Source organism: Pseudoalteromonas sp. P1-16-1b (genome assembly GCF_001401785.1).
GTDB classification, from domain to species: domain Bacteria; phylum Pseudomonadota; class Gammaproteobacteria; order Enterobacterales; family Alteromonadaceae; genus Pseudoalteromonas; species Pseudoalteromonas undina.
Map to the genome: position 1 here is coordinate 54,823 of NZ_LKGQ01000014.1, position 25,092 is coordinate 79,914.

Here is a 25,092-nt window from a genome sequence, read left to right on the forward strand (position 1 = left end):
ATATTAAGTGGGATCGAACATTGACACAAGCAATCTATCAGGGCTTTATTTTATCAAGGCAACAATACGGGGCTAAAAATGCACAAGGTATTACTTTGTGTTACTGGCTAAGCTCTGATCAGGGCCCGATAAAAGTGACGATTGAAAACCAGCAAGCGGTATTCTTCATCCCATTAGCACAGCAGCAGGCAGCGAATACCTTGTTGACTAAGGTGAGTGTTAACGTCCAGTTTAATAATGTTGAGCTTTGTCACTTTAGTGGTAGCGAGTGTGTTGCCTGTTACTTTAACGATATAAAAAGCCTATACACTGCAAGAGCTCTTTTAGAGCAAGTAATGCCAATTTACGAAGCCGATGTGCGCCACAGTGATCGCTTTTTAATGGAGCGCTTTATTAAAGGAGGTGTATGGGTAACCGGTAACGCCAAAGCTCAAAACGGCTTTATTGAAATTAGTAATGCAAAGCTAAAAGCAAACACCGAGTATACGCCAACGCTTAAGTCTGTTTCTTTGGATATAGAATGCAATGCCGATGGCGTGCTATTTAGTGTTGCACTGGTGGGAAATGGTTTAGATTGTGTATTGATGATAGGTGAGCAACAGCTGCAGAGTGACTCGACATTTGAAATAGACTGGTGCTATGACGAAATTAACCTACTCACCAAGCTGCAGCAGTACATTATAAATAATGACCCCGATGTTATTGTTGGTTGGAATGTTATTGATTTTGATTTTAGTTTATTGCAAGAACGCGCTGAGGCGTTAGGGCTTACTCTAAACTTTGGCCGAGATAATCAACCTTTATATATTAACAAGGGTCATTACACCCGATTAACGCTCCCAGGGCGGTGCGTCATTGATGGCATTGATACCTTGAAGAATGCCACTTATAGATTTGACAGCTTTTCGTTAGCTAATGTTGCAGAGCGGGTGCTTAACGAATCTAAATTAATAAAAACCGACAACCGATTAACAGAAATTGTTCGTCAATTTAATGAAGACAAGCTAGCTCTTGCTGCCTACAACCGTCAAGACTGTATTTTGGTTAATCAAATTTTCGAAAAATTAAAGTTATTTGAATTTGCCATAGTTAGAACTCAAATCACTGGGCTCGAACTTGAGCGCATGGGTGGGTCGGTTGCCGCATTTACAAACTTATACTTACCGTTATTACACCGCAGTGGTTATGTTGCCCCTAATTTAGGCGATCATGGGCTATCTTTTGAAAGCCCTGGTGGCTATGTGATGGAGTCGACTCCAGGGCTGTATAAAAACGTTTTGGTATTGGATTTCAAAAGCTTATACCCTTCAATTATGCGTACGTTTTGTATTGACCCGCTAGGCTTAATCGTAGGGCTAAATGAGCCAGAACAAGCAGTTGAAGGATTTAATCAGGCATTATTTTCAAGAACGCAGCACCACCTGCCTAAATTAATTGAGCACCTGACACAAACTCGCCAAGAAGCCAAAGACACTAATCAACCCATGCTCTCGCAAGCGATTAAAATTATTATGAATAGTTTATATGGTGTACTCGGCTCTAAAGGCTGTCGGTTTTACGACCCGCGCTTATCGAGTTCTATCACTTTACGTGGCCATGAAATAATGCAAACAACCCGTAAATGGATAGAAGTGCAAGGCTTTGAGGTAATATATGGTGATACCGACTCTACGTTTGTAAAACTTAGTGAAGATAAAAGCTCTGAGCAATGTAACGAAATTGGCTGCCAACTTGTTCGACATATCAACGAAAAGTGGCAAGTAGAATTAAAGCAGCGTTATGACTTAAAAAGCTATTTGGAAATTGAATTTGAAACTCATTACAGTCCGTTTTTTATGCCAACTATACGAGGTAAAAAAACAGGTTCTAAAAAACGTTATGTGGGGCAAGTAACTAAAAATAATGAGAAAAAACTTGTATTTAAAGGTATGGAAACAGTACGTAGCGATTGGACTGAGTTTGCACAAGAGTTTCAAACACAGTTATTCGAGACATTATTTACCGACAACTTCGAAATACAGCAACTGCACGATATTATAAATAGCTACACTCAAAAGCTTTATAATGGTGAGTTTGACCGTAAATTAGTATATAGAAAGCGTTTAGGGCAGCACCTTAACGATTATATTAAAAATATCCCACCTCACGTTCAAGCAGTTAAAAAACACAAAGCGAGCCATCCTGAGTTTGAAATAAAACGCGGACAAGTAATCGAATATGTTTACGCAGTATCCGGCGCTGAGCTTTATACCGGTAAAAACACTCTGAACTACCCGCTGTACATTCAAAGACAACTCGACCCTGTTGCGCAAATGATATTAAGCGCATTAAACACAACATCTGAATCTACTCAAGCTTCGTTGTTTTAGTATAAAAATAGGAAAGCTTTAATTGAATAGTAATCAACGATAAATTTATTGCAATTTATGAAATAGTTATTTTTGTGGGGTTTAGGTGTGAATTTAATTAGTGTCTTTATATATAAAATCACTACCATGTTAATTTTTTATCTGTAAGTGTGTCTTATTTATTTCACGTGGTTTATTTATTGTTAATTATATGTTGACCGCTCCTCGTTGTAAGCATTATCATAAGGCTATGATCATCAAATTAACGCAACTTGTGTTGGTGATTTGTTAAATATAAAAAACATAATGGTATTCTAGGGAGAATCAAATGTTAAATAATAAAGTTTCAAAAGCAGTTCGCTTAGCGATTGCTTTTGGTGCAGTATCAACAGCTGCATTTTCTGCAAGCACAACAGCTGCAGAGGAAGGTCTTGAAAAAGTTGAACGTATTCAAGTTACAGGTTCTCGTATTAAGCGTACAGACCTAGAAACTTCTAGTCCAGTCACTGTAATGACTGCTGAAGAGATTAAATTAAGCGGTTTCACTCGTGTGGAAGATATCTTGAATCAGTTGCCACAAATTGAAGCTGCTGAAAGTTCATTTTTAGCCAATGGCGCCACAGGTACTGCGACTGTAGATCTACGTGGTTTAGGTTCAAATAGAACATTAGTACTAATTAACGGCCGAAGAATGCAAGCGGGTAGTATTACCTCTCAGGTTGCAGATATAAACCAAATCCCTTCATCGTTGATTAAGCGAGTAGATGTTCTTACTGGTGGTGCTGCGGCTATATATGGTGCTGATGCTGTTGCTGGTGTTGTTAACTTTGTGATGGACGACCAGTTTGAAGGTATTTCACTCAACGTAGGTACTTCAGGTTATCAACATAATAATGATAACAAATACATCCAAGGCTTGATGGATGAAAAAGACTTCAACTATGATACAGGTAGCACTGGTATCGATGGCAAATCTTACAGCATAGATTTCACTGTTGGTGGTGCATTTGATGGCAGCAAAGGCCATGCCGTTGGTTATGTAACTTACAACCGTCAAACTGAATTATTACAAGGCTCTCGAGATTACTCATCGTGTGCATTAGATAAAGCAGGTCAAGCTTGTGGTGGTTCTGGTACCACTCCAAATCCATTTTTCGATATCTACCCAGTAGTTGACGGCGAAGTTGATTACAAGCAAAACTTTTATGGATACTTAGATCCAAATGGTTCTGGGTTTAGAGAAGATGATGGTTATCGTTACAACTATGCCCCAGTTAATCACTTTTTAAGACCAAACGAACGTTTCACTCTGGGTACTTTTATCGATTATGAAATCAACGATACTTTTCGCCCTTATTTAGAATTCTCTTTTATGCATAACAGAACTGCAGGTCAAATTGCAGAATCTGGTACGTTCTATAATGATGAAATTTTATTTGACTACAATAACCCTTTATTGTCTGATACTCAAAAGCAACAGCTACAAGGTTTGTTTAACCAAGATGGAAGTGACCAGTTTGTTGCATACATTGGGAAACGTAACATTGAAGGTGGTCCACGTTCTGATAATCTAGAACATTCTTCATACAGAATTTTAACGGGTATGGAAGGTGAACTAAACGATAATTGGTCATATGATGTTAGTTATAATTATTCTGCAACGACGTCTAGCTCAGTATATAAAAATGATTTACTTGCACCAAAAATAGCTCCTCGTGTTGGTGCTGTAGATACTGAATGTGCTCAAGATGATGGTTGTTTATATTACAACGTATTTGAACTTGGTGGAGTAACACCTGAACAAGCAGCTCAACTTGCTGGTGTTGGTACTCAAACTGGTTTAGTTACTCAAGTTATATACAGTGGTTATGTTAGTGGTGAGTTCGATTGGACATTACCTACGGCTTCATTACCTGTAGGTGCGGTATTTGGTGTTGAACGTCGTGAACAAGACTATGAGCGTGTATCAGATACTGTTTATGAAGAAGGTCAATTATTAGGTCAGGGTGGTCCTTCACCAAGTCTATATGGCGTAATTGATGTAAACGAAGTTTATGGTGAGTTACAAATTCCAGTATTAGATAATTTAAATGTATCAACTGCAGCACGTTGGTCTGATTATTCAACAACTGGTTCGGACACAACCTACTCAATTGGTGTTGATTACACTCTTGCAGATACTTACAAGTTCAGAACTAGTTTTGCGAAGGTTGTGCGTGCTCCTAATATTGGTGAACTATTCGCAGCTCAAAGTCTTGGTTTGTGGAGTGGTGCAGATGGTTGTGCTGGTGATCCAGCAGCAGCAGATGCAGCTGACAGACCAACTTACTCTGCTAGTCAATGTGCCAATGCTAGTGTAAGTGCTGATCAATACGGTAACATTGGTGAATCACCTGCTGGACAATACAATGAGTTAGCTGGTGGTAATCCTGCGCTTCAACCAGAAGAGGGTGAAACGCTTACCATTGGTTTAGTAGCTTCTCCTTTTGAAAACTTTAACTTCTCTGTAGATTACTTCAAAATTGAGATTGAACAAGTTATAGGTGAAGTTGGTGCTGAGCGTATACTTAACAACTGTGCTGAAACTGGCGATGCATTTTTCTGTAACAACATTACTCGTAGCCCATCAGGAAGCCTTTGGTTAGGTCAAGCAGGTTTTGTAACCAACCTTAGCGATAACATTGGTGGTAGAACATGGGAAGGTATTGATGCTACAGCTGCATATTCAATGGATCTAGAAAATGCAACTTTGAAGTTTGACATCAACGGTTATTACAGCATGAAGAAAGAGGTTGAGCCTATCCTAGGTGATTCATCTTTAGCATATGACTGTGCTGGTAATATTAATTCAGACTGTTTTGCTTCACCAAAATGGCGTCATACTTCTAATATTAACTACATCCGTGACGATTGGCGTATAGGCGCTAAATGGCGCTATTACGGTGGTATCGATTATGATGGTGTTGATGATAAATCTTTAGTTGAAAATGGCGGGATTGGTTCTTATAGTTTCATCGATTTATCTGGTACTTACTCATACAATGAGCATGTTACATTTACAGGTGGTATTAATAATATCTTCGATAAAGAGCCTCCAATGGTGGGTAACACAATTGCTAGTAATGCAAATACTGTTGCTGGTTTTTATGATACCTTAGGCCGATTTGTACATGTTAGCTTTAACTTAAAGTTCTAACAAAATAGTTACAAAAATAAATGAAAGCCCATACTTGTTATGGGCTTTTTTTTTGAAAATTTTAAAAATTGGCTAAAGAGCAGGATGATTTTGATTTCTTGTTAATTAACTTCTAGAGAAAAAGATATTTATTAGTAATGATATTTTGCGGTTGTAGCTGTATTTGATTAGTTTAAAAATACGGTCTAGTCATAAATGCTTGGTTTTTCTTGTGTGAATGTAAAGTAAAGACTTAAATTTGGTTACTTTTGTTTTTATTGTTAATGCTGTGTTGACCTTTAACTTCATCTAGGATTATTATAGGAACTTAGCAAGTTTATAAACTTCTTGTTAAATAATAAAAATATAATAGTGTTCTAGGGAGAATCACATGTTAAACAATAAAGTTTCAAAAGCAGTTCGTTTAGCGATCGCTTTTGGTGCAGCATCTACAGCTGCTTTCTCAGCAAGTACATTTGCTGCAGAAGAAGAAAATGCAGAAAAAGTAGAAAGAATTGAGGTTACGGGTTCACGTATTAAGCGCTTCTCTGAAGTTTCTCCAACACCAGTTACAACTATAACAGGTGTTGAACTTACGAATGCCGGTATTACAAACGTAGCTGATCTATTACAGAAACTTCCATCTTCAGGTGTTGGCTCTGCCCCAACAACTACAACAAACACAATTTTTGGTGCAGGTATTAATACAACTGACTTGCGTCAATTAGGTGAAGGTCGTACCCTTGTTCTTGTTAATGGTCGTCGTTACGTAGGTGCATCGGTTGATAATCCAGCTGTTGACTTAAATGGTATTCCGACTGAAATGATTGAACGTATGGATATCGTTCACGGTGGTGCATCAGCAGTTTATGGTTCTGATGCCGTTGCTGGTGTTGTAAATATTATTTTGAAGAAGTCTCAAGATACTATCGATTTTAATTACAAAAAATCTATGCCTGAGCAAAATGGCGGTGGTTCTGAATTTTTCTCATTCACTTTTGGTGGTGAAGGCGAAAAAACTAGCTTCATTACAAGCTTATCTTACTCTGAAACAGAGCAATTAGAAGCACAAGATCGAGACTTCCTCAGAAACCCTATCAACACAATGCTAAACCCTGATAATGTTGATGATAAAGACGGTATTCCAGCAAGAACTTATGCTGAAAATCCTGGGCTTCAGACGTTAGGTATATATGATCGTGCTGGTGATGCATTTTTACCAGGTGGTCAATATGTTTTTGGGGACAATGGTGAGCTAATACCATTTGAGATTGGTGGAAAGACACAGCCCGCTCCAAATTCTCAACTTCGCTATTTTGGTGATGAGTTCTCAAATGGTTACAAATTTATTGAACACCAAGATTTGGCAACGCCACTTAACCGTTTCAATGTTTTTACAAACGTGGTAAATCAGTACCATGACGACCATTCAATGAATTTTGAGGTTTCATTCTCTAAAGCAAGTGCTTACGCAGAGAGTAGCCCAATATTTCTTGCTGAAAGTCTTCGTGCAGATAACGCATATTGGCACCCAGATGCTAAAGCCCAGTTTGCTGATGCAGGCTATGCTGATGATAGAAACATCACTGTATATAAGTTAGCTTCAGGCTTCGGTAATCGTACTTATGAAGATGATCGTACTTCATTTAATACAACTCTTTCATTCCAAGGTTTATTATTAGAAGAATATGATTATGAAGTATATTTTAGCTATGGTCGTAATAAAAATGACACAACTTGGAATGGTGAGTTTTTAGAAGAAAACTTCAATAAAGCTATTGATGCTGTAATGGTAGATGGTGAAATTCGTTGTGCTAACAGAGACGCTGATGGAACCCTTCTTGGTGCACTAGATGGCTGTCAACCATTAAGCCTATTTGGCTTAAACGGTGCGTCGCAAGAGGCACTAGACTATGTAACAACATCAGCTTCAATTTCAAAAGTTAAACAGCAACAAGTAATTGGTGGTGTTATCTCTGGTTATGCTTTTGATATGCCTGCGGGTGGAGTTTCTTTTGCACTTAGTGCTGAGCATCGTAAAGAAACAGGTTCTAATGAGCCTGGTGCTGCTATGCAAAATAACCTAGTGTTTGGTAACTTTGTAAAAGCTTGGGATGGTGAATTTACAGTTGATGAAATCGGTATTGAAACTTCTATTCCTTTATTAGTGGATGCGCCGTTTGTTGACTCTCTAAGCTTAGAGCTTGCTGCACGTTACATGGATTATTCTTCAGTAGGTGATAATGTTGCTTGGAAAGTTGGTTTCAACTATGCAATGAACGATCAGCTTCGTTTCCGTGGTACAAAATCAAAATCAGTTCGTGCTCCATCATTATCTCAGTTATACGCTGCAGGTACTCAATCATTCGCTTCTTATGGCGACCCTTGTGATCAAACACGCATAGCAACAGCTAATGACTCTAAAAAAGCTAATTTAATTGCTAACTGTAAAGCTGCTGGTATCCCTAACCCAGGGATTCTTGACGGTGATTGGAGACCTTCACAGGATTGGCGTCAAGTTACACCGCCAAGTGTTAACTCGGGTAACCCTGAATTACAAGAAGAGACATCAGATGATACTTTATTTGGTGTGATTTATACGCCAACAGAAAATATCACTTTGATTGCTGATTATTGGAGTTTTGATGTTGAAGACGCAATAAACTCGCTAGGTGCGCAGCGTGTAGTAAATGACTGTTATGAAGCTTCAAGCCTTGATAACAGCGCATGTGCTCTAGTTGACCGTGATCCTGCAACACTAGATATTACTCTTGTTCGTAACGGTCCATACAACTTAGCATCTTATGCGTTGAAAGGTGTTGATTTAGAGGGTAACTATAAGTATGAAACAGAGTTTGGTTTATTTGATGTTCGCTTACTTGCAAGCTACTTAGAACACAGAGAGTTCAATACTGATGTTTCAAGCGAAAGCTATGAAATGACACCGACAGTTGGTGAAGTTAGATACCCACGTTGGCAAGGTAATTTAACAATTGGCTACAGCTATGAAGACTTATATGTTGGTATGGTTGGTAAATACCGCCATGCTACTGTTCTTGATAGAGAGTGGACAATAGAAAATAATGATTATAACGATGTACCTTCTTATACTGAGTGGGATCTAAATGCACGTTATAACGTTAATGATATGGTTGAGTTACGTGCTGGTGTTGCTAACTTATTCGACGTTACACCACCAAGAAATCCTGGAACTTATGATGATGGTGAGTTCTTTGATGTGTATGGTCGTCGTATCAACATTGGATTAAACATCCGTTTCTAATATATTTAGATAATGAAAAGGGCTGATATTTATCAGCCCTTTTTTATTTTCTAAAAAATAATCAGGCAATCTATAATTTTTTATGTTCTCAAACATCATTAATGCGTCTTCGTAATGTAATAAACTTTTTGTTAGTATTACACTTATTAAATCTTCTGTATCCTTAAATGACCTACACCCTTAGACCCTACCAAAGCGAGGCGGTTGAACGCACCGTTTTACACTTTAGAAAAACTAACGAACCTGCTGTTATTGTTTTACCTACAGGTGCGGGTAAAAGTTTGGTGATAGCTGAACTTGCGCGTATTGCTAAACAAAAAATATTGGTGTTGGCGCACGTAAAAGAATTAGTGGAGCAAAATGCTCAAAAATATAAAAGCTTTGGTCTTGAGGCGAGTATATTTTCCGCAGGTCTCAAAGAGAAATCGTTAACCCACCAAGTTACCTTTGCCAGTGTGCAGTCGTTATCGCGTAATCTAAATAAACTTAATGAGCACTACTCATTACTTATTATTGATGAGTGTCACAGAGTAAATGGCGAAAAGAAAAGCCAATACGGAAAAGTTATTAATGCACTTAAATCTCACAACCCTGAATTAAAAGTATTAGGTTTAACCGCGACGCCTTACCGACTAGGGCTAGGCTGGATTTATCAGCATCATTATCATGGCTTTGTGCGTGGTAATAAGGAAAGCCCATTCAAACGCTGTATTTTTGAATTACCTTTGCGTTATATGATCAAGCATAACTACTTAACTCCCCCTAAAGAGGTTGATGCTGCAATTAGCCATTATGACTTTTCATCTTTAACTAGCAATGCATTTGGGCAGTATAGTAATGAGGATATGAATGCGCTGTTAAAAAAATCGACCCGTGCAACTCAAACAATTTTACAGCAAGTTATTCAATATAGTGAGAACCGCCATGGCGTGATGATATTTGCAGCTACGGTTATGCATGCACAAGAGATAATGACTTATTTACCCGAGGATCAAAGTGCGCTGATCACCGGAGATACTCCCAATAGCGAACGCGATAAAATAATTAAACAATTTAAAGCTAAAAAATTAAAGTATTTAGTGAATATATCGGTTCTTACTACCGGCTTTGATGCACCCCACGTAGATTTTATTGCTATTTTACGCCCCACTGAGTCGGTAAGTTTATACCAGCAAATTGTTGGGAGAGGCTTAAGGTTGGCTGAGGGTAAAGATGATTGTTTAGTGATTGACTATGCGGGTAATGGCTTTGACTTGTTCTACCCTGAGGTAGGCGATAAAAAAGGCGATAGCGATAATGAACCCGTGCAAGTGCTGTGTCCTGGGTGTGGCTTTGCCAATATATTTTGGGGAAAGACAGATGCTGATGGCAAAGTAATCGAGCACTTTGGTAGGCGTTGCCAAGGCTTATTAGAAGACGATAATGGGGTAAGCGAGCAATGTGATTATCGTTTTCGTTTTAAAGAGTGTGAGCCGTGCGGCGCACAAAATGATATTGCTGCTCGAAAATGCCATGACTGTGGTGCTGTGATGGCCGATCCTGATGATAAGCTTCGTAATGCGTTAAACCTTAAAGATGCATTAGTCCTTCGTTGTAGTGGCTTGAGTGTGACTAAACTTAAAGAGCAATTGTTAAAAGTTACTTATTTTGATGAAGACGGAGCCAGTTGTGATGAAGTTTTTGATTTAGCAAACAAAGGATCAAAGTATTATTTTAATAAGCAATTTGGTAAGCGTGTAGGGCAGGGACAGTCACCAATTGAATTTATCAGTGCAGATCAAGTTATAAAAGCCCAGTTTGATTTAATACCACCGGATTTTGTGATTGCTAGAAAAAGTAAAAAATATGGCTGGAAAGTATCAGATAAACTTTTTGATTATAAAGGCTGCTTTAGAAAAGCAAACCAGCTAAGCCGATAGGCTAAGCTGGATATCTCATTCATTATGAAATTAGGGTTATACTTCTTCTGCGTCTAATCCCCAACCATCGCCATAACCATTTAAGCTATTAGCGATACTTTCAATATATTGTTCTGCTTGGCCTAAAAGTGCATGCTCTGGAACCATTTGTACATGGGCAATTACTTCCCAAACACCGGTATCTTTACATTTCTCAACATCAGCAGTTTGCACTAATGCATCGTTTACAATCTCAGTTGCAAATTTTTCGGCATCAGCCTGTTGTTCAAATAAAATGTAAAAATCAATTTGTTGCATTTTACTTAAATCTACACCGGCGGCGGAAATTTCAGCAAGAAGCTGGCCATTATCATCATCAGGAAATTGCATTTAAAACTCATAAAATTAGTGTTTACTCATTAGCACTATTGTAACCAAAATAAATCATTAAAGCGCAAGAATTTTTAGTTAAGCTCACAGCGGTTTAAAGATTCTCATAGAGCCAGCTAATATTTTAGACGCTGATAATGATTAAGTTAATGTTAGGCTCATTATCGCTATGCTATTATTGGGTCGTCAATTTGTTGTTTTTTATGGGTACATAGTAAGGATGATTACTTGTTCAATCAGTTTTTAAAATCCGTTATTTGTTTTTGCTTATTTGTGAGCTTTTTCGCTATTGCAGCTGACAATACAATTGAAGATTATGAAATAAAAGGAATTAGTGGAGAGTTAGAAAACAACGTTGCTCTTTATTTAAAACCTTTAGTGGGTGAAAAACCAACGCGCTCACTGCGTCGTTACGCTAAAACGCAAGTTGAAGATAGCTTAAAGGCATTAGGTTATTACAGTTCAAATGTGACTATCGATTTTAATAAAGATGAGCGTGAGCTTGTTGCGACTATTGAGCGCGGCTCCGCAACCCGTATTGAGACGCTTAATATTAGCGTTAACGGGGAAGCTAAACATGACCCATTAATTCAGCAAGTTATTGAAAGTTTAGAGTTAAAGCAAGGCGACATTTTAAATCATGGAATGTATAGCGCAGCCTACAAAAAAATTGAATCCGTTTTGTTGGAGCATGGTTACTTTGACGCAAAATGGCCTGCCCGAAAATTTGAAGTGTCATTAAAAAAACACAGCGCTATTATTACCTTTACCATTGAAAGTGGTGTGCGTTATCGCTTTGGTGATGTGTTGATTACCAATCAAAGCCCAGCAGAAAAATACATTCGCTCTTTAGCCCCGTTTGAAATGGGTGAGCACTATAAAGCATCTAAGATTGCTGACTACAACCTAGATTTATCGAGCACTCCTTATTTTACAAGCGTGCGTGTTTACGCTGATATTTCAGCTAGAAAAAACAGCCAAGTGCCTGTTAAAGTGGACGTATTACATAAGCCCGCGAATAGCTACGAAATTGGTGGCGGGTTCAATACCGAACTAGGTCCAAAGGTACGGTTTAAGTGGAGTAAACCATGGATCACGGAGCAAGGACACTACCTAGAAAGCAATCTTAATGTTGCAAAAAAACAACAAGATATTTCTATGGCGTATACCATCCCTGTTAATAATCCGAATGATGATTTATGGCGTTTATCAGCAGGCTATAAGCTCGAGGATGAATTAGCCGACAATATTTACAGTGAAATTTTAACCGCGCAGTTGCAAAGGCAATGGCTCACTGAGCAAAAATGGATAAGAACTGCATTTATCAGGCGCGAGCAAGAAACCTATCGGATTGGCGACGGGCTAGAACGCACCACAGAAATGTTATTACCAGGTGTCAGTTATGCCCGAAAGCAATCGAAGGGAGGAACCACTCCTTATTTGGGAGAGCAGTGGTCTATATCGGCAGAGTTTGGTCTCGATAGTGTACTCTCCAGTACCAATATTGTTAGGGTGCAATTACAGCATGCATGGTTGCGCACTTACCTTAATAAGCACCTTGTGTTTTTAAAAGCAAACTTAGGGGCCATGTTAGTTGACGATATTAACAATGTTCCATATTCATTAAGGTTTTATGCTGGTGGCGATCAAAGTGTGCGCGGCTTTGCTTATCAATCAATCTCACCAGAAAATGAAAATGGGGATCGCATCGGCGGTAAATATTTAATCGCGACGACTGCTGAATATAATTACCAATTTGCCAAAAACTGGCGAGCAGCTTTATTTGTTGATGGAGGGACGGCGACCAATGATTTTTCTGAGCAATTTGAAATAGGTGCAGGGTTTGGTTTTCGTTATTTAACGCCTATAGGGCCAATAAGAATAGATCATGCGTGGGGGCTCACTAAAGAAAGCAAAAGCACTCGTTTAAGTATTACCATAGGGCCGGAAATTTAATGTCTGTATTTAAAAAAGTCACTGCAGCACTTAGCACCTTAGTTGTTGCTGTATTAGTGACATTGTTTTGTGTTGTTTTTACAGCTCCTGGTAACCAGTTAATTGCTTATAGCGCCAATAAGTTAGTTGACGGCTTAAAAATTGAAATAAAAAACGGGCGTTTTTTATATAATGATGCGTTTAATTTGCGCTTTGAGCGTGACGGTTTATTACTTGATGCTCAGCAGCTTAAACTAGATTTATTTTGGTGGCACTGCGATGGTATGTGTATTGATAACTTAAGTGCTCGGTCTATAAAACTAAATTTACCAGCATCGTCATCTAATTCTCCTGATACATCTAGCGAACCGCTGGAACAAATCAGTTTGCCATTTAATATTGCACTTAAGCGTTTATCGGTCACTGAATTTGTGTTAAATCACACAAGTGCAAACGTAGTTGTTAATAATGTGGAGATTGCTGCAAAGGCACAAGGTGCTGATATTCAAGTTAAAAGAGTGAATATTCCGAGTGTTGTAATCGCGTTAAAAGAGCAACCTGGAGAAAATACAGCCAGTTCTACCCCAATTACTGAGTTACCAGCATTACCTAATATCGCATTTATGTCGCCACTCAATATTTATCTAGAACAGTTTAATATTGTGCAGTTCACGGTAAAGCAGGGCGAACAGCAAAATATAATAAATAATATTGCGCTACAAATGAAGCTAATAGGTTCTGAGATTAACGTTGCTTCATTATCTGCAAATTATCAGCAGTGGCAGCTTAATACAGCACTAAACGCAAAGCTTAAAGACAGTTTACCAATTAATGGTGATATCAGTCTAAAAGGGCATGGTTATGATGCCAATATGCAAATAGGCGGAGACTTAGAAAAGCTCAATGTAGATATAAAAAGCAGTGAATCATTTCCTTTTGAACTAGCTGCTACGGCTAATCTTAAACAACCAAATTATCCATTTAGTGTTAATGGCGGTCTAGAGCAGTGGATTATCGAAACAGCAAGTAAAGAGTTAAAGATAACCGACGTAAAATTAATCGCACAAGGCAATGCTAACGATTATCAATTATCGTTATTTGGTAATAGTCAGTTAGGTGCTTATCCAACTGTGAATTTTAACAGTCAAATTAATGGCTCACTGAGCGATGCAAACTTAAAAAAGTTAGCCCTTAAAGCGAATGAGAGCCAAGCTACTATCCAAGCGAATATCGACTGGCAAAATGGGTTTAGTGCTAACTTTAGCGGCGCGCTATCGAGTTTAAAAGCGCAATACCTCACTGACACACTTACCAGTGATATTTCAGGTCAATTTAAAGGGGCATTTGTTACCAGTTCAAATAGCTGGCAATTAAGCATGGATGACACCCAATTAAGCGGGTTACTAAATGATGTGCCGCTTAATTTTGCTGCTCAATTTAATTTAAATGATGAACTTAAAGCCACTGTAAATAAATTTAACCTTAGCAGCGGCACAAATAGGTTAACCTTAACAGGCGAAGTTGATCAGCAATGGCAGATTAATGGGGCTATTGCGCTGCAAAGTAATGATGAGGCAAAGCTTCCGTTTATTGCTAATGGTAAAGCAGATTTAAGTATAAGAGGCGAGCGGTTAACGCCTGCAGTTGATTTAGTGTTAAAGCTAGAGCAGTTTATTTATGACGAAATTAATATTAATAAGTTGGCGTTAAAAGCACAGTTAGACACCGCTACCGATTGGCAAACAGATATCAGCGTTAGTCTTGATTCAGCGCGCGTTATGCATCATCAAATTAATAAAGTGGAAATAGTTGGCAGTGGTGATAAAACCGATCATCAATTGAGTGCATCTATTGATGCTGATGCTGGGGATGCCTCGTTTGAACTAAATGGCAAACTTGCTAACGCGATTTGGCAAGGTGAACTCAGTAATATCAGTGTAAGTGATAAAACGCTTAGCTTTGAAAATGCTAAAGATATAGCTGTAACTATAGATTCGAAAACGGGCGACTTTAATGTGAGTGCGCATTGTTGGCAATCGAGTAATAGTAAGTTATGTATTGATAGATTGAATCAAACCCGCGAATTAGGCCAGCTTAACGTAAAACTGGCCAATCTTGCATTGCGAGAGCTAAAACATTGGTTACCAGAGAATGTAATAACACGTGGTGATATAGCGGGAGACTTTGCTGCTAATTGGCAAGCAGGCACACTTAAAACTCTACGCGCTAATTTAAATTCATCAGGGCTTAACGCGGTACTTATTAACGAAGAAGATCGATTTAAGCTACCTATAGAAACGCTAAACATAAGCGCTTTTTCTGATGCTAAGGTTGGCCAAATAGAAGCTAATATAGAATCGAGTGTTTTGGGTAAAGTAACGACTAAAGTTAATATTGATGATATTCAAAATAAGCAAACGCTTAACGGTAATATTCAAATTGATAAAATTTTATTGTCTGATATACAGCCATTTTTAAATACGTTCGAGCAGCTTAATGGCGCCATTCGTGGGCAAGTTGCATTAGCAGGCACACTAAAAGATCCTTTGTTAGAGGGAAATTTAAACATAGAGAATATCAACCTAGAAGGTGAACAACTGCCTGTTGCCCTTAAAAACTCGAACATTAATGTGGCGTTTAATAAGTCCACCGCCACCATTGAGGGAGATTTAAATGATCCTCAAGGCGGACAGGTAAAATTAACGGGGAATGTTGATTGGCAAGGTGAACAACCAGCTGTAAATATGAATGTAGTCGGCAGTGAGTTTTTTGTAAGAGCGCAACAAGGCGTGGTGTTTAAAGTATCACCAGGGTTAAAAATAAGTTTAGCTGACAATGCACTTAAGCTGGCAGGTGATGTTGTAGTGCCTTATGGTCGAATAGAAATTGAAGAGCTGCCAGAGGGGGCTGTACAGGTTAGTGATGATGAAATAATTTTGGATCAAACTACGCAAAATACTAAAAAAGCCCCATTTAACTACGATATTGATTTAAAAGTAACGGTTAAAAATGATGTCAGAGTAGCCTCATTTGGACTTGAGTCTAAAGTTGTGGGTGATATGGATATCAAAATGAGCCAAGACTCACCTATTATTGCCATTGGTGAGCTTAATTTAATTGAAGGAACTTACTTGGCATTTGGTCAAGACTTAATAATTAGAACCGGGCAAATTGGTTTTAGTGGCGCAATAGATAAGCCTCATTTAAATATTAAAGCCATTCGCAACCCAAATAATACCGCCGATGGTGTTATTGCCGGTGTGACTTTAACTGGTAGTGTTGAGCAGCCAAATTTAAAAGTGTTTTCTGAGCCGGGTATGGATCAAGCGCAAGCCCTAGCGTATTTGCTGAATGGTCAACCATTAGGGGAGGGCGACAGTTCAACGGATGCAATGTTAACTCAATTACTACTTTCTCAAGGAGTGAGCCGAAGCGAAAGCTTAGTGTCTAAAGTCGGTGAATCGTTTGGCTTGTCAGATGTCAGTTTAAGTTCTAAAGGTAGTGGCGAGCAAACAAAGGTAGAAATATCAGGTTATTTAGCACCGAGTTTGCAGGTTAAATATAGCGTGGGGGTATTTGAGTCGCTCAGTGAAGTGGCAGTGCGTTATCAGCTAATGTCGAAGTTATATATAGAAATAACCAGTGGCCTGTATCAAAATGTCGACATACTATATAAATTCAATTGGGATTAACCTTTATCTACCAATACCAATAATAAAAAGGAAAAGGTATGAAAAAATTTGTAATCACTATTATAGCGTCGGCTTTGCTCGGCGGATGTGTCCAGCAAAGCACTTTGTCATCAGCGCCGGTTAAAAGCCTAACCAGTAGTGAGATTATTGCTGCTACAACAGATGAGCAATGGCGATTGGTAGATCCTGAGAATATTTTAAAACTAACCCTACCTACCGGTGCTGCGTATATTGAGCTCAATCCAGCGCTTGCGCCAAAACACAGTGCTAATATTAAAAAATTGGCACGACAGGGCTTTTATCAGGGGACTCATATTTATCGTTTTGTGGAAGGGTTTGTTGCTCAAGGTGGTGATAGCACGGGTAAGAAGTTAACTAAAACCAAAAATAGCACAGTACCTGCCGAGTTTTATTTAACCACCAATAAGCCGCTTATGATCACTGAAATGGGTGGAGATGGTTATGCACCAATAACCGGGTTTTTAAATGGTTTTGCGGTAGCTCAAAATGAAACGCGTGATCAAACATGGCAAATTCATTGCCATGGTGTCTTTGCAATGGCGCGCGGCAACGATATTAATAGTGCCAGCACGGAATTTTTTGTCACCATAGGGCAAGGTCCACGTTATTTAGACAAAAACATCACCGTATTTGGGCGAGTACTTACAGGTATGGCACATTTTCACCAGCTAGCGCGCACACCTGAAGGTGGTAGCGAGTTTAACCCCATTACAGATTTACAAGTATTAGCCGACGTTAGCAGCGATAGCAGCCGATTTAAAGTAATGAAAACAGACTCAGATGCATTTAAACAGTTAATTTCAGTACGAGGTAGTCGTAGCGAGGAATGGTTTGCGTATAGCCATAATTACATTGATGTGTGTGGAATGCCTGTGCCAACTAAGCAACTTAACGATTAAAAAAAGGAGCCTCAGGCTCCTTTTTTGTTTAGCTTATTGACGGTTTATTTTTACCGCAAAAGGGGTATCGTTATGATGAGTTGAGCGATATGGATTAATATCAAGGCCGCCACGACGCGTATAGCGCGCATACACTTCAAGCTCTTTAATATTCAATTGAGTGGTTAAGTCGCTATAAATACGCTCCACACATTGCTCATGGAACTCATTATGGGTCCTGAACGAAATTAAATAGCGTAATAATGACTCACGACACACTTGCTCACCAGTATAACGAATAATAATGCTGGCCCAATCCGGCTGTGAAGTAATTAAACAGTTCGATTTAAGCAGGTGACTATGCAAGGTTTCGCTAACCACTTTATCGCTTTGTGATTTTAAAGAATGTGCGTCAATATGGTAGTTATCTATTTCAATATCTAACTCATCAATACACTCACCAGGAAGCGGTGTGCAAGGAATACAATTATAATCATCAGCGCTGTATAAGGTTACCTTTACCGGACTGTTTACCGCATTTGATAAGTCGTCAATTAAATGTTGCTTAACAATGTCAATACTTCCAAAGCGGCTTTGGTTAAAACTGTTTAAATAAAGCTTAAACGACTTTGACTCTATAATGTGACTACTTTGACATTCGAAAGTAAATATCGCCACCGCAACTTGTGGTTTGCCTTTGGTATTTAACCAAGATAGTTCGTAACCGGTCCAAATATCTTGGCCTTTGAATGGTAATGCGGCTTCATCAATACTCAACGCGTCGCGATTAAGCTTGCGAGCAATAGGAAAAAGCAAGCTGGGCGTGTATTGATCTACATACTCAGTAGATTGACCAAGTACGCTGCCTTTAAGATCGGGAGAATTGCTGTAATCTGTCATGTTTGCTCTTAAATAGTTACAATAGGGACATTATATCTAAATTAAATGAGTTTCACAGTATGTCTGTTGCAATGCAATTAGCCCAACTTCACCAACGCTTTAGTGAAAAAACCATCAAAAATACACAAAAGCAGCCACTCATCGCCCACGATGAGCAATGGCCAAGTCCTTGTGAAATAGGCACAGCCGATGAGCACGGTATGATTCAATGGCAAGCGATAGTGAGAGAGCCTGCAGGTTCTTTGGCTGATCTCGCTAACGCATTAGAGCTTGAATTTCCTAATGAACTTAGCCAGTTTTATGGCCATATGTTTGCTGGCAGTATTTTAGCCAGCGTTGATGGCCATCAAGTAGAATTATTACAAGCGTGGAATGAGGATGACTTTGACTTACTGCAACAAAATATCACGGGTCATGTTTTAATGAAGCGAAAGCTAAAGCAAGCGCCAAGTGTTTTTATTGGTTTAACTGATCAAGATGATTTACTTGTTACGGTATTAGTGGAAACAGGTGAGGTGTGCCTAGAGTATGTAGGTAAAAAGCCACATCATGTACTCGCCAAAAACCTCAGTGAATTTATAGCGTCGTTGGCAGTATAATTATAAGGTAATTTTAAGGTAATTTTAAGGTGTGATGTTTTAGACATAGCACCTTAAGTATGGGATTTATTGAAAATCCCATGAAATATTAGACACTAAACCACACGGCTCACACCTAAAATCAAATAAACCAAACCACGGCTCAGGTAATTTCCATTCACCTTGGCAACTTGGGCATTTACGCTTAAGCTCCGAGGCTTTATCGACCCCACCTACACGATATAAGTAATAGTAAACAGGCTTTTTAGTTAAAAAGCTGATGCGTTTGCTTATATCTTTACCTCGGCGATACAAATCACTTTGTGTGCTGGCTATTTCCTCTAGTGCAGGAAATTCACAGCGAGTTGCGCCATTAATTTGAATTTGATCACACGCTTGCCAGTCTTCTTGCCATTTAATCAGGGTTTTATAATCGCCATTGGCAATTGCTGGAATATTGAATAGCGGAACGGGTAAAAAGTCATCGCCACAATACAGTGGGCTGCAGGTGTGCACATAGGTAGTATATAAAATATAGCTTGAGGGCTCTTTACAACCATCGGCGCCGTTTGAATGAATGTCTTGACCTATTATTTTCACCTTTGGTGCTAACAAGCCAGCACCATGAAGCTTCTCAACACTGTGTTTTACAAATTCACTGTTGTTAAGTGGATGCATAGCGTCTTCGGTCGGACACATAACGCGAGTGATAAAATAGCCATCTTTTAACACCGTTGGAAATTCTTCTCCAATGATTTGGCCATTAAAACGTAATGCATTTACCAAGCGGTTTATTGCTTGCTCGGCTTGCTCCAAGGTGGTGTCTTGGTAGCAGTCAAATGTTAAATCAACAACAAACATTTATAGTCTCAAATTATTTTGGCGCGAGCAGTGTAAGTAATTGATCTAACTTTTGCTCAATTCTATCTAATTGAGAGTTGTTTTGATCTTCATTACTGGCACTTTGCTTTGGGGGTTTCATTAAATTATAAATTGAATCAGGATTATTCTTATATTGACTCACCGCAGCAATAATAACCGGCATTGGGGTCGGTGTTGTTAAACGACTTTTAGTTAGTGCAACAGTGGGAACTTTGCCTTCATCAAGAAGGACTTTAATAGCTTCAAATACAGCAGCATTCATTCAATTATAACTCTTTTATAAAGTAAGCTCGCAACATTGACGCTGCGAGCGGGTATGGTATCAATAAAGTGGCTAAGGCACATTAAAATGCGCCATAAAATTAATTATTTTTGACGAAGACGTACGTCTAATTCATCTATTACTTCACTCCAATCGCCATCAACTGCTAGTGATTCGGCAATGAAATGTTGTTGGGCTTCATCCCAAAAGGGAGCATCTTGCAACAAGGTTGTATCGGCAATGGAGTGCGAGGCAATAAATGCATCTATTTGCGGATCCGAATCCGGCAGTCCTAGTTGGGCGAACAAGGTATTAATAGTATGTTTTGTTGTATCCATAATAATGCTCCTAAATGAATTAATATGTATTAACTCTAGGGGGGGATGGTATATCTAGCCAGTTTAACCCTTACTGAATTTACGCTTTATTTATTCAGTAGTAAGTCGCTAAAGCATGATCTGACTCAATGCAGTGGATGAGCGTACTAACTAAAATGTAAATTCGCTTATTTGTCTCACTTAGGTATATAGTTATATAAGCATTTGGTCATCGTTGTAGTTCAAAATTAATCCCAAACAAGTTACGCGGCGTAATGACAAAGGGTATAAAATAATAAAGGAAATAAAATGACAGCCACAGCAGAATCGACAGACGCCTTTAGTGTTCAGCATATTGCACCAGAGGATATAAGCACAGCAGCCAGCCTGATATATCAGGCATATCAAAACGATCCTATTTTACAAACTCTGCTAGGGTATAACGAAGACAACCCGCTCGATTATGAAAAAAAATTACGTGCACTTATCCGTGAAGAACTCAGTAGCTTTTGGCAAGAGAAGCAGCCTTTAATCGGCCTTTACCGCAATGATAAATTAAAAGCGGTTGCCTGTGTATTTGAGTCAAATAGCCAATTACAAGCTGAGCGTTATTGGCATTGGCGATTAAAACTGATGCTAAGTGCAGGTTATTTACAAACGAATCAATTAATTGAAAAAGAAAAAACCATTCGTGACGCCTTAAAGCCGCAAGGGAATTATTACTTTTTAGCGTTTATTGCGGTTGATCCACACTTTCACGGGCAAGGGTTTGGTCGCACCTTACTAAAGGGTTTAGATGGCTTATTACATGATAACCCACAGTCCTCTGGTATGGCGGTATTTGTGACTCGCGACGAGCATACGCAATTTTTTAAATCTCAGGGTTTTGAGCACTTTAAACAACTTTCATTTAACCAAGTTAAGGGTGAATTACTATTTAAAGTTGCTAATGCTCAATAAAGATAGTTGTTCATAATGGCGCATCTGTAAGCCTATGTTCCAAATCGGGCACACCAGTGTGAGATATATCCTACATTAGTGTGCTCTTTGTCAGTTTAAATCCATTATTTATCCGTTTATAAGCATCAAGCTTCTGTTATTTATAGCTATTTTAGTTTTTTCAATTTTGTGACATTAAATTTTTTAGTTTTCCTCACTATTATACCCAGCCGTTTGGTTTAAACTTTACTTTGTCAAGACGACATAGCTCAATGACTGAGCTAATGCCATGGATATGGAATCAGGCAGCATAGTAGTGACTAGCAGGAAGCGCAAAGGACAAGTTAACACGGATGCAAGGATGAAACAGGAAGTACATGAAGTACTAAAATAGCTAGGAGCTATTTAAAGGATACCAAGGATGATGCGATAGGACATTGCAGGAGCGTTAGTTTACGCAGGACGGCCAAGGCGGCAAGAGGATATTGCAGGATGCAATGGAGGGCTAACACGGTAGTTTGCTCGTTCAGTGGATGATAAACAAGGATCAGGTAAAGGATACCTTACAGGATGTTGGCAATTAGGGCGTAACTGAGGTTACGCCTTGGTTTTTTGTTTACAAAAATTATATCTTATGTGGTGGCACAACCACACTTTTTAGCTTTTCATCTTCCATGATTAACACTCCCTGATAAGCATTTTCACCATCGCTTGAAAATTCAAAAATAAATTCGCTTTTCATGCCCGGTTTACCACTTTTTAAAATGCCAAACCGACGCTTGCTACAAGCCACACTCATTAGTTGTACCTGCAATTGCTCACTTTGGCGTTTGGCATGAACGTTCGCTGCTTCGGCTATTTTACGATTTAGCCAAAAAAAATAAATTACAGCCCCAATAAGTATGAACGTCCATAAACTAGCCATTTAAGAGAATAACCTTCCAATTGCGCGAGCTAACGTCTCGCTTCTGTTTTCTTTACGTAGCAATGCTAATAAATGTGGGCGAATAGTTGGAATTGCAACTAAATCTGCAAAAATGCTGGGAAATAACTCAGCTATTTTCTCATGGTGCGCACAGTTATCCATAAATACATGCAAACGCTGTGGCTCTTCTAATTGTTTAAAGCAGCGACCTGCAATAGTTAATAAAATGTCTGAGTCTTGCCCAAGCGTAGATTCTAAAGCGCAGTCAACCAGTTGTGCGCTAAGCCCTGTTGCTTGCCCTGATGATATGGCGCGAAGCGCGGCAGAAGCCGTAACCACATCATTATTCTTTAGGGCGGTTTGTCCATAACTTAACAATAACTCACTTAACGTGGGTGGTATTTCGATGTGTTCAAGCATTGCGCTTAATGGTTGTAATACTTCAACAGGTAAATTAGGCCACGCAGCGTGTAAGTGTTTTAAGTTATCAGCACTGTTGAGGCGATAAGCAAAATCAGCAATGCCTTGTAGCGCCACACTTTGCCAATTATCAAAACCAATCTGGCCACTAAAATAAAGCTGGGCATGCTCATAATACTGTGAGGCTGGTTGTTTTAATAACACTTTAACTTGTGCATTAAACGCCGCTAATTTATTAGCATTAGGAGTAAATACGTAAGGGTTATTATCGAGTTTGCCATCGGCTTGTTCGCCGGTAATTTCTGTTCCTAGTGCTTGAATTACCATGTCTGCAAAGTGGTCGCGGCTGGCACTAACGAGTTTACTTTGTTCATCAAGTGGGAATTTTAAAAACCACACATAGGGTTCTTTGCTAGCTTTACTGTCCCAAAATTGAATCGCTAGCCATGCATGGCCTGCTAATGGGTAAGGGTAAGGAACTTGTGCTTGTTCAACAGCTAAAAATTGTTGTTTATCAAGCTTGGTAATATGCCTGCCAATATCAAAAGCACGCCATTGAGTTCCTGCACCGTCTAAAAGCTGGCCTAATGTGGCTATATGTTCACTCATGAATTTCCAACTGTTTTTACTACATAATTACGCTAATTATACGCCATAGCGACTGTTGAGGGAACAGGGTATAATTGTGCAATATACAAAGTAAAGGGTGATTATGACTGAGCAAACCCAACTCTATTTAACACAATTAACTGCGCTACTCAAAAAGTATCAGCTTTGGCAGAATGAGCCGATTGACCCTGCATTGTTGCATTCAAGCGTCCCTTTTTGCCATGATACGCTTGCATTTGAACAGTGGTTACAGTTTGTATTTATAGAAAAAATTCAACAGATTATTACAATGAAACAACCGTTACCGCGTAATTTTGCAATTGCTCCTATGGCGCAAATGACACTCATTGATAAATCCGGAAGCGAAGAGATTATTTCTTTGCTGACGCAATTAGATTCTTTGCTTGGAGAGTCAGATGACTGAACGTCCAGCGCCAGTTGAATACGGCGAACTGAACATTCTCTATCAAGATGAGAACTATGTAGCGATTGAAAAACCATCAGGCTTACTTGTTCATCGCTCCTTTTTAGATAAGCATGAAACTCAATTTGCAATGCAAATGCTACGCGATCAACTCGGTCAGCATGTGTTTCCTGTGCACCGTCTTGATAGGCCGACGTCGGGTGTGTTGCTGTTTGCTCTAAGCTCAGAAGCCGCGCGTGATATGAATCAGCTGTTTATTGAGGGTACGATCTCAAAGCGTTATTTAGCTTTAGTACGCGGATTTGCGCCTGAATCTATTTTTTTAGATAAACCGTTAAAAGAAGAACTAGACAAAATCGCTGATAAATTTGCCGATCAGGATAAAGATGCTCAAGAAGCACAAACTCAGTTTAACTGTTTGCACCAAGCTGCGTTGCCTATTCCCATAGGAAAATACCCAACGGTTAGGTATTCTTTGGTAGAGTGTTTTCCTAAAACAGGGCGTAAACATCAAATTCGTCGCCATTTAAAACATTTGTCGTTGCCAATAATTGGCGACGTTAACCATGGTGATAACCAGCATAATCAGTTTTTTAGAGAACACTTTTCTCTTAGGCGATTAATGTTATTTGCTACAGAGCTTAGCTTTGTACATCCTTATAGTAACGAATCGATAATAATTAAAGCGCCACTAGGTGATGCAATGTTGAGTATTTGCAAACAGTTAGGGTGGCCAAGTGAAGAAAAGGATTATTAATGGCACATATTAGTATTTTTGTAGGCAGCGTGTATGGTGGTGCTGAACGTTTAAGTGAGCAAATAAGCGATACTATAGAGCAAACTGGCCATCAGGTAAGCGTATTTGCAGAGCCAAGTTTAGAAGATCTAAAAAATGCATCGCATATTTTAATTGTCACCTCAACAACAGGCCAAGGTGATATACCCGCTAACTTGGCAGAGCTTTATAATCAGCTTAACAGCACCTTTCCAATGTTAACTAATAAGCCATTTGGCATCGTTGCTATGGGTGACAGAAGCTACGGTGATACGTTTTGCGCAGCAGGGCGTAGCTTTGATGAACTATTACGTGACTTACAAGCAAAACCTGTGGGTAATCGATTAGAAATTGATGCCTGTGAAGACTTTGAGCCTTGGCCTGTCACCGAGCCGTGGTTACAAACTTGGCTTGGTAAATTACCCTCTTAAATGCGCAGAC

At 39.0% G+C, this 25,092-nt stretch carries 19 protein-coding genes; 12 read left to right on the plus strand and 7 right to left on the minus strand.

The annotated features are described in order from the left end of the window. Nucleotides 1–20: 20 nt before the first annotated feature. The 4 genes from AN392_RS11335 (at nt 21) to AN392_RS11350 (ending at nt 10,725) form a co-directional block, all read left to right on the plus strand. Complete coding sequence (locus AN392_RS11335; RefSeq protein WP_055012810.1) at nt 21–2,369, plus strand: DNA polymerase II; 2,349 nt, start codon at nt 21–23, stop codon at nt 2,367–2,369. A 307-nt stretch (nt 2,370–2,676) separates the two neighbouring features. Further along, on the plus strand, nt 2,677–5,544 hold the full coding sequence (locus tag AN392_RS11340; protein WP_010388230.1) for a TonB-dependent receptor domain-containing protein: 2,868 nt from the start codon (nt 2,677–2,679) through the stop codon (nt 5,542–5,544). Nucleotides 5,545–5,914: 370 nt separating this feature from the next. Further along, nucleotides 5,915–8,806, plus strand: a complete 2,892-nt coding sequence (locus AN392_RS11345; RefSeq protein WP_055012782.1) for a TonB-dependent siderophore receptor — start codon at nt 5,915–5,917, stop codon at nt 8,804–8,806. A gap of 167 nt (nt 8,807–8,973) precedes the next feature. After that, complete coding sequence (locus tag AN392_RS11350) at nt 8,974–10,725, plus strand: DEAD/DEAH box helicase (protein WP_055012783.1); 1,752 nt, start codon at nt 8,974–8,976, stop codon at nt 10,723–10,725. Between the two features lie 36 nt (nt 10,726–10,761). On the opposite strand, the gene AN392_RS11355 is transcribed toward AN392_RS11350, so the two are convergent. After that, nucleotides 10,762–11,094: a ribonuclease E inhibitor RraB gene (locus AN392_RS11355; RefSeq protein WP_010388233.1), complete on the minus strand. Its 333-nt coding sequence runs from the start codon at nt 11,092–11,094 to the stop codon at nt 10,762–10,764. Between the two features lie 228 nt (nt 11,095–11,322). Here AN392_RS11355 and AN392_RS11360 point away from each other — a divergent pair, with 228 nt between their 5' ends. From AN392_RS11360 to AN392_RS11370, 3 genes are read left to right on the plus strand one after another with little or no spacing between them, the layout of a single operon-like run. After that, nucleotides 11,323–13,050, plus strand: coding sequence for an autotransporter assembly complex family protein (locus AN392_RS11360; protein WP_055012784.1), 1,728 nt, complete (start codon nt 11,323–11,325; stop codon nt 13,048–13,050). After that, the gene (locus AN392_RS11365) at nt 13,050–16,721 is read left to right on the plus strand and encodes a translocation/assembly module TamB domain-containing protein (protein WP_055012785.1); all 3,672 of its coding nucleotides are present in this window, start codon (nt 13,050–13,052) and stop codon (nt 16,719–16,721) included. The genes AN392_RS11360 and AN392_RS11365 overlap by 1 nt, the downstream gene beginning before the upstream one ends. 38 nt (nt 16,722–16,759) lie before the next feature. Continuing rightward, the gene (locus AN392_RS11370; protein WP_055012786.1) at nt 16,760–17,641 is read left to right on the plus strand and encodes a peptidylprolyl isomerase; all 882 of its coding nucleotides are present in this window, start codon (nt 16,760–16,762) and stop codon (nt 17,639–17,641) included. 33 nt (nt 17,642–17,674) lie between these two features. On the opposite strand, the gene queF is transcribed toward AN392_RS11370, so the two are convergent. Beyond that, nucleotides 17,675–18,520 carry an NADPH-dependent 7-cyano-7-deazaguanine reductase QueF gene (gene queF / locus AN392_RS11375; RefSeq protein ID WP_055012787.1) on the minus strand — a complete coding sequence of 282 codons (846 nt, stop codon included), beginning with the start codon at nt 18,518–18,520 and terminating at the stop codon, nt 17,675–17,677. A gap of 59 nt (nt 18,521–18,579) precedes the next feature. Between queF and syd the strand changes: the two genes are divergently transcribed. Further along, nucleotides 18,580–19,119: a SecY-interacting protein gene (syd, locus tag AN392_RS11380; protein ID WP_055012788.1), complete on the plus strand. Its 540-nt coding sequence runs from the start codon at nt 18,580–18,582 to the stop codon at nt 19,117–19,119. 66 nt (nt 19,120–19,185) lie between these two features. Here the strand turns inward: syd and AN392_RS11385 are convergent, their stop codons facing one another. The 3 genes from AN392_RS11385 to AN392_RS11395 form a co-directional block, all read right to left on the minus strand. Then, entirely contained in the window at nt 19,186–19,959 is a 774-nt protein-coding gene (locus AN392_RS11385; RefSeq protein WP_055012789.1) for a Zn-ribbon-containing protein, read from the minus strand. A gap of 13 nt (nt 19,960–19,972) precedes the next feature. Then, a complete protein-coding gene (locus AN392_RS11390; protein WP_055012790.1) occupies nt 19,973–20,242 on the minus strand; it encodes a hypothetical protein in 270 nt (89 codons plus the stop codon). A 104-nt stretch (nt 20,243–20,346) separates the two neighbouring features. Next, entirely contained in the window at nt 20,347–20,580 is a 234-nt protein-coding gene (locus AN392_RS11395; RefSeq protein WP_055012791.1) for a DUF2789 domain-containing protein, read from the minus strand. A gap of 288 nt (nt 20,581–20,868) precedes the next feature. Here AN392_RS11395 and AN392_RS11400 point away from each other — a divergent pair, with 288 nt between their 5' ends. Continuing rightward, on the plus strand, nt 20,869–21,519 hold the full coding sequence (locus AN392_RS11400; RefSeq protein ID WP_055012792.1) for a GNAT family N-acetyltransferase: 651 nt from the start codon (nt 20,869–20,871) through the stop codon (nt 21,517–21,519). Nucleotides 21,520–22,123: 604 nt separating this feature from the next. Here AN392_RS11400 and AN392_RS11405 read toward each other — a convergent pair. Both AN392_RS11405 and AN392_RS11410 read right to left on the minus strand, forming a co-directional pair. Beyond that, entirely contained in the window at nt 22,124–22,423 is a 300-nt protein-coding gene (locus AN392_RS11405; protein ID WP_008109417.1) for a DUF3301 domain-containing protein, read from the minus strand. Next, on the minus strand, nt 22,424–23,452 hold the full coding sequence (locus tag AN392_RS11410; protein ID WP_055012793.1) for a DUF3549 family protein: 1,029 nt from the start codon (nt 23,450–23,452) through the stop codon (nt 22,424–22,426). 103 nt (nt 23,453–23,555) lie between these two features. Here AN392_RS11410 and AN392_RS11415 point away from each other — a divergent pair, with 103 nt between their 5' ends. Genes AN392_RS11415 through AN392_RS11425 form a run of 3 tightly spaced genes read left to right on the plus strand, consistent with a single transcriptional unit; the run spans nt 23,556 to nt 25,082 of the window. After that, nucleotides 23,556–23,876, plus strand: a complete 321-nt coding sequence (locus AN392_RS11415) for a YqcC family protein (protein ID WP_008109420.1) — start codon at nt 23,556–23,558, stop codon at nt 23,874–23,876. Then, nucleotides 23,869–24,633 carry a tRNA pseudouridine(65) synthase TruC gene (truC, locus tag AN392_RS11420; protein WP_055012794.1) on the plus strand — a complete coding sequence of 255 codons (765 nt, stop codon included), beginning with the start codon at nt 23,869–23,871 and terminating at the stop codon, nt 24,631–24,633. Before AN392_RS11415 ends, truC begins: the two co-directional genes overlap by 8 nt. After that, entirely contained in the window at nt 24,633–25,082 is a 450-nt protein-coding gene (locus AN392_RS11425; protein WP_055012795.1) for a flavodoxin, read from the plus strand. Before truC ends, AN392_RS11425 begins: the two co-directional genes overlap by 1 nt. The last annotated feature ends 10 nt before the right edge of the window (nt 25,083–25,092 follow it).